The organism is Streptomyces sp. SLBN-8D4 (assembly GCF_049739545.1).
Taxonomy (GTDB): domain Bacteria; phylum Actinomycetota; class Actinomycetes; order Streptomycetales; family Streptomycetaceae; genus Streptomyces; species Streptomyces canus_C.
In genome coordinates, this window is sequence record NZ_JBMGQC010000001.1 from 2,026,368 (window position 1) to 2,044,035 (window position 17,668).

Below are 17,668 nucleotides of genomic sequence, written 5' to 3' on the forward strand. Positions count from 1 at the left end.
CCGCCACGGCGTCCGGTGACCGCCTCACCTGCTCGGCGACCAGATCGTGCACTCCGCCCGGACCGGACGCCGCCGCCGGTACCGCGGCACCTGATCCCCACTCGAGCAGCTCGGCGCGTTCCGCCGCCGAGAACACCGACAGGTCACCGACGGTCGCCTCGTCGTCGGCGACGACGTCCGCCAGCACTGCGGCCAGATGGCCCGCCAGCCGATCGATCGTGCCGGCGTCGAACCGGGAGAGGTCGTAGCTGAAGCCGACCTGCAGGCGCGGTGCCGTGCCCGCGATGACGACCAAGGGGTAGTTCAGCCGCTGGTGGCCGTGGGAGATCTCGCCGAAACGCAGGTCGTCGGCTTCCGGTTCGCCCTGGCCGCCGCCTCCGCCGCCGCCGGGGAGGGGGTAGTTCTCGAACACGAACAACGTCTCGAACAGGGACTGGCCGGCGGGGACCTGGCTGCAGGCCTGGATGTCGGTCAGCGGGGTGTGCTCGAACCGGCGACCGCGTGCCTGCTCGGCCTGTATTCCGGCCAGCCACCGCGGCACGGTCTCACCGGGATCGATCCTGATACGGGCCGGGGTGGTGTTCATCAGCAGGCCGACCATGGACTCGATGCCCTCGAGCTGGCCGCTGCGCCCGGAGGAGGACACGCCGAAGACGACGTCGTCGGTGTCGGCGTAGCGGGCGGTGAGGACCGCCCACGCGCCCTGGACGACCGTGTTGACCGTCAGCCGGTGCCGTCGCGCGAACTCCGCCACCCGCGCGGAGGTGTCCGCAGGCAGCGGGGCCCAGGCCAGGTCCCGGCCGGTCCGGCCTGTCGTGTGCTCGAGGCCCAGCGAGGTGGGTGCGGTGAACCCTGCGAGCTGCTCCCGCCAGTACCGTTCGGCCTCGTCGTGTCCCTGCTCGGCCAGCCAGGACACGAAGTCGCGGAACGGGCGCCGGCCGGGCAGCACGGGCTGCCGTCCCATGATCGACTCCCCGTATGCCTGGAGAACCTCACCGAGCACGACGGGGGCGCTCCAGCCGTCCAGCGCCAGGTGGTGGTAGCTCCACAGCAGCTGATGGCGGCGCTCCCCCAGACGCACCAGTGCGACACGCACCAGCGTCGGCGCCCCGAAGTCGGCGCCCGCCGTCTCGTCGGCGGCCACGTAGTCCTCGATCGCCCGCCGCTGGGCGTCCCCGTCCAGACCGGACAGGTCGACCACCTGCCAGGGCAGCGGCACCGACCGCGACACCACCGCCATCGGCACCGGAACCTGCTCCCACACCACCCCGGTACGCAACACCTCGTGCCGGGCGAAGACCAACTCCCACGCCCCGCGCAGCGCCTCCAGGTCCAGTTCGCCCTGGAGCGGAAGGCTCATCCGCACCCAGTACATGCCCATCTCGGGCGCCAGCCGGGAGTGGAACAGCATGCCCTGCTGCAACCCGGTCAGCGGGTAGATGTCCTCGATCGCCGGGCCGATCCGGTGCTTGATGTGGTCGAGAGAGGACTGGTCGAGGCGGGCCAGGGGGAAGTCCGACGGTGTGCTGCCGCCGCCCTCCGGGCGGCAGCAGTGGTCGATCAGCTCGCCGAGGACCTCGATGTAGCGGTGAGCCAGCGCCGAGATCGTCGCCTCGTCGTGAACCGCGTCGCTGTAGTTCCAGCCGAGGATCAGGCGGCCGTCGACGACCTGGCCGCTGATGCCGATCAGGTAGGGCGCGTCGCCTTGGGCAGACTGCTCCCGGCCCAGCCGTCCGACCGGCCGCAGTGGTGGTGCCTCGCCGTCTCCGGCGTGATCGTTCCGGTCGCCGGTGGGCCTGCCGGGGGCGGCCTGGCCGAGGTAGTTGAAGCTGATCTCCGCGGTCGCGGGCGGGCGCCAATCCGACAGGTGACGCAACAGCCCATAGCCCAGACCGTGGCGGGGCACCTGCCGCAACACCTCCTTGGCGTCGGCCAGCACCGCGCCGGGCTCGGTTCCGCCGGGCAGTGCGACGGGGTGCAGGCAGGTGAACCAGCCCACGGTCCGGGACAGGTCGATCCCGGGGCCCTCCTCGTGCCGACCGTGGCTCTCCACGTCGACGACCGCCGCCCCGCCGTCACCGAGCCAGCCGCTCAGCACCATGCCCAGCCCGGCGAGCAGCACCTCGTCCACGCGCAGGCGCGACTCCGACGGCACCCGGGACAGCAGCAGCGACGTCGACTCGCTGTCGAGGGCCGCCCGCACCTCACGTCCGGCCACCACCGCGTTGCCGCCCGACCGGTCGCGGGGCACCGGCCGGATCCGGGCGGTGACCCGTTCCCAGTACGGCGTCTCGGCGGCGATCTCATCGGACTCCGCCAGTTCGGCCAGATACGACGTCCACGCGGCGAACGACGTCGTCTTCGCCGGCAGCACCACCGGCTCCCCTGCCGACAGTTGACCGTACGCCGTTCCCAGATCGGCCGTCAGGACCGGCCAGGACACGGTGTCCACCACCAGGTGGTGCACGACCACCAGGATCAACGAGCGCTCGCCCCGGTCGAAGAGGACCACCCGAACCAACGGGCCCGCCGACAGATCCAGCGATTCCTGCGCCCTGTCCGCGGTCTCGGTCAGCCATTCCTCTTCATGCGTTCCGGACGGGCACGACCCCGCCTCCCACACTGCATCCGCCGCGTCATGCGCGATGTCGGCGACGCGCCCGCGCCATTCTCCGTCCACGCGTTCGAACCGCGACCGTAGTCCGTCGTGGTGCGCCAGCACCGCGGCCACCGCGTCCCTCAAGACCACGGCATCCACCCGGCCGACGGCTTCCAGCAGGACCGACTGGTTGAAATGCCAGGGCGCAGGAGAGCCCAACCCGAAGAACCACCGTTGCACCGGGGACAGCACAAGGTCTCCCGACACGGCGCCCTGGTCCACGAGCGCACCGGCACCGGCCTCGGCGACTTCGGCCAGCGACCTCACCGTCTGGAAATCAAACAGCTGCGCCACCGACACTCCGACGCCCAGGGAGCGCGCCCGTGCCACCACCTGAATCCCGATGATGGAGTCTCCGCCCGACTCGAAGAAGTTGTCATCGAGCCCCACCCGGTCCAGGCCCAGCGCCTGGCCGAACGCCTCCGCCAGAATCCGTTCCACATCGTTGCGCGGAGCGACGAATTCTCCCGCCGTCGTACGCACCACATCCGGGTCGGGCAAGGCGGCGCGATCGATCTTGCCGTTGGGCGTCAGCGGCAGAGCGGCCAGTTCGGTGAAGGAGACCGGAACCATGAACTCCGGCAGTCGGCTCCGTAGGAAGTCGCGCAGTTCGTCGGTCGGGGGGAGACCGCCGTCGTGATCGGCGGGCACCAGATAGGCTGCCAGCCGGCCTGTACCAGCGGCCACCGCCACCACTGCCGACCGCACGTCCGGATGTGCCGCCAGCGTTGCTTCGATCTCGCCCGGCTCGATCCGGTAGCCGCGCACCTTGACCTGCTCGTCGGCCCGGCCCAGGAAGTCCAGCACACCGTCGGCGCCCCACCGCGCCCGGTCACCTGTGCGGTACATCCGCGAGCCGTCGGCGGCGAACGGGTCCGCGACGAACCGCTCCGCCGTGAGCGCCGGCCGGCCGCCATAACCGCGGGCCACCTGGGCTCCGCCGATGAACAGCTCGCCGGCCACCCCTTCCGGAACCAGACCCATCGCACGGTCCAGCACGTACAGACGGGTGTTGGCGATCGGCCGCCCGATCGGGACCTGCTCCGGCACCTCCTGGCCGGCGACGAGCACATGAACGCAGCAGCCGACCACCGTCTCGGTCGGGCCGTACTCGTTCACCAGCACCGACCCCGGCGCGGCGGCCAGCCAGTCCCGCGCATAGGTCCCGCTCAGCGCCTCACCGCCCACCACCACGCGCCTGGCCGTCCGGGCCGCATCGCGCGTGGACATCAGCTCCAGCAGCAACGGCAGGTGCCCGGGCACCGCCTTCAGCAGCCCGAACCCGCCCGCGGTGCGCGCGACCCCGGCCAGGTCCTCGGGATCGCCGCCCGGGCTGACCACGACCGCCGATCCCGTCGCCAGCGGCACCACCAGGCTCGTCACCGTCAGGTCGAAGGACAGCGAAGAGTGCAGCGGAGCCCCCATGCCGCCCGCCCCGCCCACGGACATGCCGTAGGCCTCGGCGGCCCAGGACACGTAGTTGACGAGCCCGCCCCGGGTGACCTGCACTCCCTTGGGCCGACCCGTCGAACCCGACGTGTAGATCACATACGCAAGCCCGTCCGGACCGGCCCCCGACGGTTCCGGCAGGGCCGCCGGGGACGCCGCCACGGCCGCGACGACCTCGGGGGCGTCGAGCTCGACCACCTGCACGCGCCGTAATGGCAGGTCCTCGGTCAGCTCGGAGGTCCCCACCAGGATCGCGGCCCGGCTGTCGGCCAGCATGAACGCCAGCCGTTCGGCCGGGTAGTCCGGGTCCAGGGGAAGATACGCGCCACCGGCCAGCCACACCGCCAGCACCGCCGTCACCATCTCCACGCCGCGCGGCAGGCACAACCCGACGACGGTCTCCGGGCCTACGCCCACTCCGCGCAGGTGATGCGCCAAGCGGCCCGCCCGCTCCACCAGACCCGCATAGGTCAACGACCGCTCACCGCACATCACCGCCACGGCGTCCGGGTACGCGGCTGCCCGTGCGACGATCAGCTCATCAGGGCCGTTCGCCGCGGGCCAGGTCACCGCGGGGCCGTTCCCGGCGCCCACCAACCTGGCGCCTTCGTCGGCGGTGAGCATCGGCACAGCGGACAACGGCCGACCAGGATCAACAGCCACCGCACCCAGAACCGTGACGAGGTGCCCCACCATCCGCTGCACCGTGCCCCGGTCGAACAACGCCGTACTGAACTCGACCATCCCCGTCAACGCACCACCGGCACGATCCCCCACCACCAACCGCAGATCGAACTTCGCCAGCACCCCACCCAGACCCGCCTCCCCCGGCGCGCCACCATCACCCGGACCCTCCAGCCCGAAATAGTCGAACAACACCTGGAACAACGGAGTACGCGACCGGTCCCGCTCCGCCACCAACGCATCCACCAACTGCTCGAACGGCAGATCCTGATGCGCGTACGCACCCAGCGCCGCCTCCCGCACCCGCCCCACCAACTCACCGAACGACGGATCCCCCGACAGATCCGTACGCAACACCAGCGTGTTCACGAAGAACCCGATCAGATCCTCCGTCTCGGCACGGTTCCGGTTCGCCACCGGCGACCCGACCACCACATCCTCGGTGCCCGCATACCGGCCCAACACCACACAGAACCCCGCCAGCAACACCATGAACATCGTCGCGCTGCTCTCCCGCGCCACCACCCGCAACGCATCCGCAACACCCCCGGGCACCGCGAACGACACCACCGCCCCCGCATTCGACCGCACCGCAGGCCGCGGCCGATCCAACGGAAGCTCCAACCCCGGCAACCCCTCCAACCGCTCCCGCCAATAACCCAACTGCCGCTCCAGCACATCCCCCGCCAGCCACGACCGCTGCCACGCCGCAAAATCCGCGTACTGCACCACCAGCGGCGGCAACGGATCCCGCTCACCGGCCCGAAACGCCTCATACAACGCGAGCAGGTCCCGGCGGAGCACCCGGGCGGACCACTCGTCGAAGACCACGTGGTGCATGGTGAGCACCAGGACGTGCCCGGCCCTGCCCAGGCGGATCAGGCAGGCACGGACCAGCGGCCCGGCCGCCAGGTCGAACGGGGTGGCGAGGTCCGCCATCACCAATTGTTCGGCGAGGCGGCTTGGTTCGGCGGCACCCGACAGGTCGGTCACCGGCAGAGTGAGCGGACCGGGCGGGTCGACCACCTGGTGGGCCACGCCGTCCGGCCCGGCCACCAGCCGGGTCCGGAGCACCTCGTGCCGTGCCAGCAGGCCGCTGAGGGCGGCGGTCAACGCGGCCACGTCGACGTCCTGCCCGAGAAGCACCGGCGAGGTGAGGACGTACTCCACCGAACCCGGCTGAAGCTGGTCGAGGAACCACAGCCGCTGCTGGGCGAACGACAACGGCAGCGGCCGGTCCCGCGGCACCGGCGTCACCGGCGGAGCCACCAGCCCCCGCGCGGTCTCCTCGATCACTGCGGCGAGGCTCCGCACCGTCCAGTGGTCGAACAGCGCGGCCAGGGGCACCTCGGCGCCGAACACCTCCCGCACCCTGGACATCATCTGGGTGGCCAGCAGGGAGTGCCCTCCGAGCGCGAAGAAGTTGTCCTCGGCGCCGACGCGGTCCATCTGGAGCAGCTCGGCCCATATTCCCGCGAGCAGTTCCTCCGTCGCCCCGGACGGAACGGCGACATCGTGCTCCGGCTCCCCGCGGTTCTGCTCCGGTGCCGGCAACACCGCCCGGTCGACCTTCCCCGCCGGCGTCAACGGAAGAGCAGCCAACTCCGTGAACACCGCCGGAACCATGTACTCCGGCAACCGCCGGGCAGCAAAGGCACGCAATTCCTCCACCACCGGCAACCCTTCGGCGGGGTCGGTGGGCACCAGATAGGCGGCCAGCCGCGCGGCCGCCCCCTCACCCCAGGCAGTGACCACCGCAGACCGCACCCCCGGATGCGCGGCCAGCACCGACTCCACCTCACCCGGCTCGATCCGGAACCCCCGCACCTTGACCTGCTCATCCACCCGGCCCAAAAACTCCAGCCGGCCATCCGAAAGCCACCGCACCCGGTCCCCGGTCCGGTACATCCGCGCACCGTCCGCCGTAAACGGGTCGGGGACGAAACGCTCCGCCGTCAGCGCGGGACGCCCCGCATAACCGCGCGCCACCTGCGTCCCGCCGACATACAACTCCCCCGCCACACCGACGGGCACCAGCCCCATCGACCCATCCAGCACATACACCCGCGTGTTGGCGACCGGGCCACCGATCGACGGCACCCCACCCCCCGCCGCATACAAGCCCGCCGACGCACACACCGTCGTCTCCGTCGGACCATAGGCGTTGAACAACCGCCGCCCGACCCCCCACACCCCGGCCAGCTCCTCGTCCAGCCGCTCACCCGCCGTCACCAAGGTCCCGACCTCTGCCAGACCCCCCACCTCCAACGCCTGCAGGAGGGACGGCGGCACCGTCGCCACCCCCACACCCCACGAACGCACCAAAGCCGCCACCCGCCCCGGCTCGACCCGCTCCCGCGCCGACGCCACCACCAACGACGCCCCCACCGACAACGCCATCAGCAGTTCCCACACCGACGCATCGAAACTGAACGACGCAAACCCCAGCACCCGGTCACCTTCACCCAGCCCGAACAACCCCCGCTGCGCCACCGCCAGGTTCACCGCACCACCATGAGTGACCTGCACACCCTTCGGAACACCCGTCGACCCCGACGTGAACATCACATACGCCAGCTGCCCACCGTCCACCACGATCCGAGGCGGCTGCGTCGCCGCTTGCCCCCCTAGCGCAGGATCATCCAGCCACACCACCGACTCCACCCCGGAACCATCCACCAACCCCCCGGCAACCCCCCGATGCCCCACCAGCACCCGCGCCCCACTACCAGCCAGCATCAACGCCAACCGCTCCACCGGATAACCAGGATCCAACGGCACATACGCCGCCCCCGCACGCCACACACCCAACACCGCGACCACCATGTCCAGCCCACGCTCCAGACACAGCCCCACCACCGACTCCGCACCCACACCCCCCGCACGCAACAACCCCGCAACCCGCCCCGCCCGCTCCCACAACCCCCCATACGTCACCTGACGCGACCCACACACCACCGCAACCGCATCCGGACACCGCTCCACCCACTCACCAACCAGCCCATGCACCCCACCCACACCCGCAACAGCCACCACCGACCCGTTCCAACCCACCAACAACCGCGCCCGCTCCGCCACGGACAGAACCGGCAGCTCCGCCACACGCCGACCCGCATCGGCCGCGACCGCCTCCAGAACAACCCCCAGATGCCCGGCCATACGCTCGATCGACACCGCATCGAACAACGCCGTGCTGTACTGAATCTCGCCGGTCACCTCTCCGTCGGCGCCGCCCAGCAGGAGCGCCAGGTCGAACTTCATCAGCGGCGCCCCGGCCAGCAGCCCCACTTCCGGCTCGTGGTCCGAGTCGGCCCGGCGGCCGGTCTCTCCGGCGGCGTAGTAGAACCAGATCTGGAAGAGGGGGGAGCGGGAGCGGTCGCGTTCGGTGACGAGGGCGTCCACCAACTGCTCGAACGGCAGGTCCTGGTGGGCGTAACCGTCCAGGGTGGTCTCCCGCACCCGGCCCAGCAACTCGGCGAAGGTCGGGTCCCCGGACAGGTCGGTGCGCAGGACCAGGGTGTTGACGAAGAACCCGATCAGGTCCTCGGTCTCCGCGCGCGTCCGGCCCGCCGCCGGTGATCCCACCGCCACGTCATCGGTGCCGCAGTACCGGCCCAGAACCACATCGAACGCCGCCAGCAACACCATGAACATCGTCGCGCCGTTCGCGCGGGCCAACTCCCGCAGCGCGTCCGCCACCGCGGCGGGGATGTGCACCAGTGTCGAGGCGCCCGCGCTGGACGCGACCGGCGGCCGCGGCCGGTCGGTGGGCAGGTCCATTACCGGCACGTCGGCCAGCTGCCGGTTCCAGTAGGCGAGCTGACGGTCGATGACGTCGCCGGTCAGCCAGGAGCGCTGCCAGGCGGCGTAGTCGGCGTACTGCACCGCGAGCGGCGGCAGCGGATCAGGCTCACCGGCCCGGAACGCCTCGTACAGGAGTTCCATCTCACGGCTGAAGATCCGTCCCGACCACTCGTCGGAGACGACGTGGTGCATCGACAGCACCAGCGCATGTCCGGCAGTACCCAGCCGGGCCAGGCACACGCGGAGCAGGGGCCCGGCCGCCAGGTCGAAGGGGGCGAGCGCGTCCCGCACGATCAGCTGGTGCAGGGCGGCCACCGGGTCGGCCAGAGCGGACAGGTCAGCCGTCATCACCGGCACCGGCTGCGGCGGGTCGATGACCTGATGGGGCACCCCGTCGGAGCCCGCCACCAGCCGGGTCCGCAACACCTCGTGCCGCGCCACGACCGCGGTCAGCGCCTCTCCGACCGCCCACACGTCGACGTCGGGGCCCAGCCAGATCGGTGACGGGACGTTGTACATCACCTCTTCCGGATCCATCTGGTGCAGGAACCACAGCCGTTGCTGGGCGAACGACAGAGGAAGCGTCCGGTCCCTGGGGACGGGGGTGACGGGCGGGGCAACCGGACCGCCGGCGGTGTTCTCGATCACCATGGCCAGGCCCGCCAGCGTGGGGTGGTCGAACAGCTCGGCCAGCGGGAGCTCGGTTCCGAACGCCTCGCGGACCCGCGAGATCACCTGGGTCGCGAGCAGCGAGTGCCCGCCCAGCTCGAAGAAGTCGTCGGCCGCCCCGACCCGGTCGGTCCCCAGCACCCGCGCCCAGATCCCGGCCAGCAGTTCCTGCACCGGGCCGACCGGAGCCAGCCAGTCGTCGGCCTCGGCACGCACCTGCCCGGGGGCCGGCAGAGCCGCCCGGTCCAGCTTTCCCGACGGTGTCAACGGCAGGGCGGCCAGTTCGGTGAACACCTGCGGAACCATGAACTCCGGCAGGTGCCCGCGCACGAACGCCCGCAGCGTCGCTGTCGGCGGGATCCCCACCGCGGGGGCCGTCGGCACCAGGTAGGCGACCAGCCGCGCGGCCGCGCCTTGGCCGTCCGCCGTCACAACCGCGGCCCGAATCCCCTGATGGGCGGTCAGCACCGCCTCGACCTCGCCCGGTTCCACCCGGAACCCGCGCACCTTGATCTGGTCGTCGGCCCGGCCCACGAACTCCAGCTGTCCGTCCGCGCGCCTCCGCACCCGGTCCCCGGTCCGGTACAGCCGTGCCCCGTCCGCCGCGAACGGGTCGGCGATGAACCTCTCCGCCGTCAGCGCGGGACGCCCCGTGTAGCCGCGGGCCAGCTGCGGCCCGCCGATGTACAGTTCGCCGGCCACACCCACCGGCACCGGGTTGAGCCACCGGTCCAGCACGAACAACCGCATGTTGACCACGGGCGCCCCTATCGGCGGCCCCGTCTGCTCCGCGGGTTCGACCACACCGGTGGTCACCATGACCGTGGCCTCGGTCGGCCCATAGGTGTTCACGAGTCGCCGGCCGTCGGCCCAGACCTGTGCCATCGCCCCGGTCATCCGCTCCGCGCCCGACAACACGGTGCCCAGGCCCGGGACCCGTCGCGGGTCCAGCACTTCCAGCAGCGACGGCACCACGCTGGCCGCCTCCACCCCGAGCTCCACCACCATGCCCGCCAGGCGGGCGGGTTCGGCGCGCTCAGCTCCGGCCGCCACCACCAGCGTCCCGCCGCGGCCCAGCGTCACCGCCACGTCCAGAACCGCCGCGTCGAAGCTGAACGAAGCGAACTGCAGCACCCTCGTCCCAGGGGCGACATCGAGGACCGGACCGATTCCCGCCACCAGGTTCACCACACCGGCGTGGGGCACCTGCGCCCCCTTCGGGGTGCCCGTCGAACCCGACGTGTAGATCACATACGCCAGTTGGCGCGGATCCGTCGGCTCCGGCGGCAACGGGGCCGACGCTTCCAGCCGGGTGCGCACCGCCGGGTCGTCCAGCCACACCACCGGAAGGCCCTTCCCGGCTGATGTGATCAGGTCTCCCGCGGCCCTCCGGTCCGCGAGCAGCGCCGCCGCACCGGAGTCGGCCAGCATGTACTCCAACCGGTCCGCCGGATACTCCGGGTCCAGCGGCAGGTAGGCGCCGCCGGCCAGCCACACCGCCAGCACCGCCGGCACCATGCCGGCATCCCGCGGCAGGCAGATCCCCACCACCGACTCCGGACCCACGCCCAGCCCTCGCAGGTGCCGGGCCAGCCGGCCCGCGCGCTCCACCAGCCCGGCGTAGGTCAGCCACTCCCGCCCGCACACGACCGCCACCGCGTCCGGGTGTTCCGAGGCACGCGCCAGCACCAGCTCAGCCGTGCTGTCCGCCGCGGGCACGGGCCCTGCTGTCTCGTTCCAGCCCCGCACCAACTGGTCCCGCTCGGCCACCGTCAGCACGTCGAGCCGCGACAGCGGCCGCTCCGGGTCGGCCGCCGCCGTTCCCAGGACGGTCAGAACGTGCCCCACCAGGCGGTTCACGGTGGCCACGTCGAACAGGGCCGTGCTGTAGTCGATCCGCCCGGCGATGGCCCCGCCCGCGTCTCCCAACGTCAGCGCCAGGTCGTACTTCACCTGGAAGCCGCCGCTGAGTGCCTCCGTCATCGGAGCCGGCTCGGCGGGGTCGGCGTCACCGGCGTCGGACTCCTGGAAGCCGTAGCTGAAGAGCACCTGGAACAGCGGGGTGCGGGAGCGGTCACGGTCGGTGACGAGGGCGTCGACCAACTGCTGGAACGGCAAGTCCTGGTGGGCGTAGGCCTCCAGCGCCGTCCGCCGTACCCGGCCCGTCAGTTCGGCGAACGTCGGCTCACCGGACAAGTCGGTGCGCAGGACGAGGGTGTTGACGAAGAACCCGATCAGATCCTCGACCTGAGCATGGTTGCGGTTCGCGACCGGTGTCCCCACGATCACGTCGTGGGTGTCCGCGCAACGGCCCAGCACCACCGAGAACCCGGCCAGCAGCGTCATGAACATCGTGGCGCCGTTCGCGCGCGCCACCTCGCGCAGCCCGTCCGCGACCGGCTCCGGGATCGTGAACCCGACCGCCGCACCGGCGTTCGATCGCACAGGCGGCCGCGGACGGTCCGTGGGCAGTTCCAGCACCGGCACATCGGCGAGCCGCTCCCGCCAGTAGGCGAGCTGCCCGTCCAGGACCTCACCGCTCAACCACGAACGCTGCCAGGCCGCGAAGTCGGCGTACTGCACCTCAAGCGGCGGCAGCGGGTCCGGTCCTCCTGTGCGGAACGCCTCGTACAAGGCCCGCAGCTCACGGCGGAAGACCTGGTCCGACCACTCGTCGAAGACCACATGGTGCGTGCACAGTGCCAGCACGTGTCCCAGGTCGCCGAGCCGGATCAGGCAGGCCCGGACGAGTGGTCCGGCGGCCAGGTCGAACGGCGTCGCGGCGTCGGCCGCCAGCAGTTCCCTGGTCAACGCGGCGGGATCCGGCGCCGACGACACATCCGCCACCGGCAGGGGGAACGGGCGGGGCGGATCGATCACCTGGCAGGCGATCCCGTCCGGGCCGGTGACCAGCCGGGTACGCAGCACCTCGTGCCGGGCCAGGACAGCGGTGAGTGCCGCTTCCAGTGCCGGAACGTCCAGGTTCCGCCCCAGGTGCATCACCGTGGGCAGGACGTATTCGGTGGAGTGGGGTTCGAGCTGGTCGAGGAACCACAGCCGCTGCTGGGCGAACGACAACGGCAGCACCCCCTCCCGCGGCACCGGCGTCACCGGCGGAGCCACCACACCGGCCCGCGACCCATCGATCACAGCAGCCAGACCCCGCACCGTCGGATGATCGAACAACGCCGCCAACGCAACCTCAGCCGCCAACACCTCCCGCACCCGCGACATCACCCGCGTCGCCAGCAACGAATGACCACCCAGCACAAAGAAGTTGTCATCCACACCAACCCGCTCGACCCCAAGCAGCCCAGCCCAGATCCCCGCCAACACCTCCTCAGTGACCGTCACAGCAGCCCGGTAGGGCACACCCACCCCCGCACGAGCCACATCCGGCACCGGCAACACCGCCCGGTCGACCTTCCCCGCCGGCGTCAACGGAAGAGCAGCCAACTCCGTGAACACCGCCGGAACCATGTACTCCGGCAACCGCCGGGCAGCAAAGGCACGCAATTCCTCCACCACCGGCAACCCTTCGGCCGGGTCGATGGGCACCAGATAGGCGGCCAGCCGCGCGGCCGCCCCCTCACCCCAGGCAGTGACCACCGCAGACCGCACCCCCGGATGCGCGGCCAGCACCGACTCCACCTCACCCGGCTCGATCCGGAACCCCCGCACCTTGACCTGCTCATCCACCCGGCCCAAAAACTCCAGCCGGCCATCCGAAAGCCACCGCACCCGGTCCCCGGTCCGATACACCCGCGCACCATCCCCCGTAAACGGGTCGGGGACGAAACGCTCCGCGGTCAGCGCGGGACGCCCCGCATAACCGCGTGCCACCTGCGTCCCGCCGACATACAACTCCCCGGCCCACGCCGGTCGGTACGAGGCCCAGGCTGCGGTCCAGCACATACACCCGCGTGTTGGCGACCGGGCCACCGATCGACGGCACCCCACCCCCCGCCGCATACAAGCCCGCCGACGCACACACCGTCGTCTCCGTCGGACCATAGGCGTTGAACAACCGCCGCCCCACCGCCCACACCCCGGCCAGCTCCTCGTCCAGCCGCTCACCCGCCGTCACCAGCGTCCTCACGCCCGCGAGCTGGGCCGGGTCACCCCCCTCCAACGCCTGCAGGAGGGACGGCGGCACCGTCGCCACCCCCACACCCCACGAACGCACCAAAGCCGCCACCCGCCCCGGCTCGACCCGCTCCCGCGCCGACGCCACCACCAACGACGCCCCCACCGACAACGCCATCAGCAGTTCCCACACCGACGCATCGAAACTGAACGACGCAAACCCCAGAACCCGGTCACCTTCACCCAGCCCGAACAACCCCCGCTGCGCCACCGCCAGGTTCACCGCACCACCATGAGTGACCTGCACACCCTTCGGAACACCCGTCGACCCCGACGTGAACATCACATACGCCAGCCCACCACTGTCCACCACCACCGGCTCCAGAGCCGGCAAGGCCGAAGGCAACACCGCCTCATCCAGCCACACCACCGACTCCACCCCGGAACCATCCACCAACCCCCCGGCAACCCCCCGATGCCCCACCAGCACCCGCGCCCCACTACCAGCCAGCATCAACGCCAACCGCTCCACCGGATAACCAGGATCCAACGGCACATACGCCGCCCCCGCACGCCACACACCCAACACCGCGACCACCATGTCCAGCCCACGCTCCAGACACAGCCCCACCACCGACTCCGCACCCACACCCCCCGCACGCAACAACCCCGCAACCCGCCCCGCCCGCTCCCACAACCCCCCATACGTCACCTGACGCGACCCACACACCACCGCAACCGCATCCGGACACCGCTCCACCCACTCACCAACCAGCCCATGCACCCCACCCACACCCGCAACAGCCACCACCGACCCGTTCCAACCCACCAACAACCGCGCCCGCTCCGCCACGGACAACAGAGGCAGATCACCGATCCGCTGCTCCGCGTCCTCGGCGACGACCGTCAGCAAGTTGACGAGGTGGGCAGCCATCCGCTCCACCGTGGCGGCGTCGAACAGCGACGTCCGGTAGTCGATCCTGCCGACCAGCTCGCCACTGGCGTGGACCTCTCCCAGCCCCAGCACGAGGTCGAACCGCGCCGGCGGCGACGTGTCGAGGGGGAGGCCGTCGGCGGATTCGGACATGCCGTCGGCCGGGGCCGCGGGGTCGTAGTTGAACAGGACCTGGAACAGCGGCGCCCGGGACCGTTCGCGTTGGGTGGCCAGCGCGTCGACCAACTGCTCGAACGGCAGGTCCTGGTGCTCGTAGGCCCCCAGCGCCATGTCCCGTACCCGGCCCAGCAGCTCGGCGAAGGTCGGGTCCCCGGACAGGTCGGTGCGCAGGACCAGGGTGTTGACGAAGAACCCGATGACGTCGTCGGTTTCGGTCCGGCTGCGGTTGGCCACCGGCGCACCGACGACGACGTCGTCCTGGCCGCAGTACCGGCCCAGCAGCACGGCGGACGCCGCCAGTAGCGTCATGAACATGGTTGCGCCGTTCCGGCGGGCGATCTCCTTCAGCCGGTCCGCGACCGGCGCGGGGATCACGAACCCGGCGGAGGCTGCCGGACCGTCCGAGACCCTTGAGCGGGGCCGGTCGACGGGCAGCTCCAGCACAGGCGCCCCGGCCAACTTCTCCCGCCAGTAGGCCAGCTGACCGTCCAGGACCTCGCCGGTCAGCCAGGACCGCTGCCACACCGCGTAGTCGGCGTACTGCACCGCCAGGGGCGCCAGCGGATCAGGCTCACCGGCCCGGAACGCCTTGTACAGGAGCTCCAGCTCGCGGTGGAAGATCCGCCCCGACCACTCGTCCGAGGCCACGTGATGCACCGACACAGCCAACACATGCCCGGCCGCACCCAGCCGGATCAGGCAGGCCCGCAGTACCGGCCCGGCGGCCAGGTCGAACGGCGCCACCGCATCGCCCTCCACCAGATCCCGGGCCACACCCAACGGATCAGCGACACCCGACACATCCACCACAGGCAGCGGCACCGGCCCAGGCGGATCGATCACCTGGTACGCCACCCCGTCCGGGTCCGCCACCAGCCGGGTCCGCAACACCTCATGCCGCGCGACCACGGCCGTCAACGCCGCGTGGAGCGCCACCACATCGATGTCGCGGCCCAGGCGCAGATGCATCGGCACGTTGTACTCGGCCGTCCCCGGTTCGAGCTGGTCAAGGAACCACAGCCGCTGCTGCGCGAACGAGAGCGGGAGCCGATCCCGCCGGTCCGCGCGGGAGATCGACGGAGCGGAGCCGCGGGGGGCGCCCTGCCGGGTTCCCAGCAGTTCCACGATGTCCTCGCGCCAGTCCTGGAGCCGCTGCCGGAGGTCGCCGGTCAGCACGTCCTTCGGCGCGAAGACGCGGAGCCGTCCCTCGTGGAGGCTGAAGCGCACACCCCGCTTTTCGAGGTCTTCGACAAGATCTGCGGGAGAAGCAGCCATCAGGAAATACCATCCTCGCCGGGCCGTGCGTCCTGTCCGTCACCACTGAGTGCCTGGAGCACTTCGTCATCTGACATGCGCTCGATCTCGTCCAAGATCCGTTCTTCGACCACCTGGGCGAGTTCACGCACCGTGGGCCGGTCGAACAGGGCCGCCAGGGGTACCTCGGTCCCGAACACGTCGCGGATTCGGGAGATCACCTGGGTGGCCAGCAGTGAATGGCCCCCTAGTTCGAAGAAGTTGTCCTCGGCCCCGACCCGGTCCGCCCCGAGCAGCTCCGCCCAGATCCCCGCCAGCAGTTCCTCGGTGGGGGTCGAGGGCGCAACGTAGGAGCCGTCCTGCTCGGTACGGCCGATGTCGGGCGCCGGCAGCGCGGCGCGGTCGATCTTGCTGCTGGAGGTCAGGGGCAGCGCGGCCAGCTCGATGAAGACCGACGGGATCATGGACTCCGGAAGGCTCCGACGCAGATGCCCGCGCAGATCGCCCGAGTCAGGGATGCCTTCGGCGGGGTCGGCGGGGACGACGTAGGCCACCAGGCGCGCCTGGGCCGACTCGCCGAACGGGGTCACCACCGCCACCTGGACACCGGGGTGGGCGGCCAGCGCGGCTTCGATCTCCCCGGGTTCGATCCGGACTCCGCGGACCTTGACCTGGTCATCGGCCCGGCCCAGGAACTCCATCTGCCCCGAGACGTTCCACCGCACCCGGTCGCCGGTCCGGTACATGCGCGAGCCGTCGGCGGCGAACGGGTCCCCGATGAAACGCCGCGCGGTCAACGCCGGGCGGCCTCCGTACCCGCGAGCCACCCCGGGGCCGCCGATGAACAGTTCACCCGCCACTCCGACCGGGACCGGGCGCAGCCGACCGTCCAGCACGTACACCGTCGTCCCGGCTATCGGCAGGCCGATCGGGACCGGCGAAGCCGCCTCCCGCATCAGCCACGCCATCGACGTGATCGTCGTCTCGGTCGGCCCGTAGGTGTTGAGTACGGGCACCGAGGTCCGTTCGAACCAGCCGGCCAGCACTCCCGCCGGCACGGCCTCGCCGCCGAGGTTCAGCAGGCGGAAGTCCGGGCCCAGTCCGTAGCCTCCTGAACGGTCGGAGACCGAAGGGTCGGAGACGGCCATCTCCCAGACCGCGGGCGTCATCTCCACCATGGTGACCCGCTGCGCCCGGATCTCTCGCAGCACTCGCGCCGGAGTCCACAGCTCAGGACCCCGCAGCACCAGCCGTCCGCCGTACATGAGGACCGATAACAGCTGATCCACCGTCGCGTCGAAGGTGATGGAGGCGAACTGCAGGCTGCTGTCCGCCGGGGTGATCCCGTAGCGGCGGCCCAGCTCCACCAGGCGCACGCTCATGGCGGAGTGCTCGATGAACACGCCATTGGGCCTGCCGGTCGAGCCGGAGGTGAAGATGACGTACGCCAGGTTCGCCGGCCCCGCCTGCGGCGGCAGGTCAGTGGCCGGACGAGTATCGATCACCGCCCGGTCGTCCTCGATCAGCAACCGCGGCACCGTGGCCGATTCGAGCCGGTCCGCCACCTCGCTCTGGGTGATCACCAGCGCGGCCCCGGCGGCTTGGAGCATGTACTGCATGCGCTGACCGGGGTGGTCGGCGTCCATCGGGAGATAGGCGGCACCGGCCTTCAGCACGCCGAGGATGGCCACCATCAGCCCGGTGCCACGCCGCAGGCACACCCCGACCACGTCCTCACGGCCGACGCCCCGCGCCCGCAGATGCCGCGCCAACCGGTTCGACCGTGCGTTCAACTCCCCATAGGTGAGCTGCCGCACTCCCTCCACCACCGCGACCGCATCCGCCCGCAGCCGCGCCTGCTCCCCGATCAACTCCAGGACCGAGCCCTTCACCACCGGCTCGGCACCCGTCCCCCACGACCGCAACTCACCACGCTCGGACCCGGACAG

Annotated in this window: 2 protein-coding genes and 1 pseudogene (2 of these 3 only partly in view); all 3 read right to left on the reverse strand. The window is 71.1% G+C overall.

Annotated features, from left to right (window positions below; genetic code table 11):
• Nucleotides 1-13,279, reverse strand: partial view of a non-ribosomal peptide synthase/polyketide synthase gene (locus RKD20_RS09175; RefSeq protein WP_424877281.1) — the start only. The gene continues 15,191 nt to the left of window position 1, outside the view; the window shows 13,279 of its 28,470 coding nt (coding positions 1-13,279); its start codon is at nucleotides 13,277-13,279; its stop codon lies off the left edge, out of view.
• Nucleotides 13,170-15,740, reverse strand: a pseudogene (locus tag RKD20_RS09180) (condensation domain-containing protein); the annotation flags it as partial. The gene RKD20_RS09175 and the pseudogene RKD20_RS09180, both read right to left, overlap by 110 nt.
• Nucleotides 15,740-17,668, reverse strand: the 3' end of a protein-coding gene (locus tag RKD20_RS09185) for an amino acid adenylation domain-containing protein (protein WP_424877282.1). Its footprint extends 4,500 nt past the window's final position; 1,929 of the gene's 6,429 nt are visible here — the last part of the coding sequence; its start codon lies beyond the right edge, outside the window; its stop codon occupies nucleotides 15,740-15,742. The gene RKD20_RS09185 and the pseudogene RKD20_RS09180, both read right to left, overlap by 1 nt.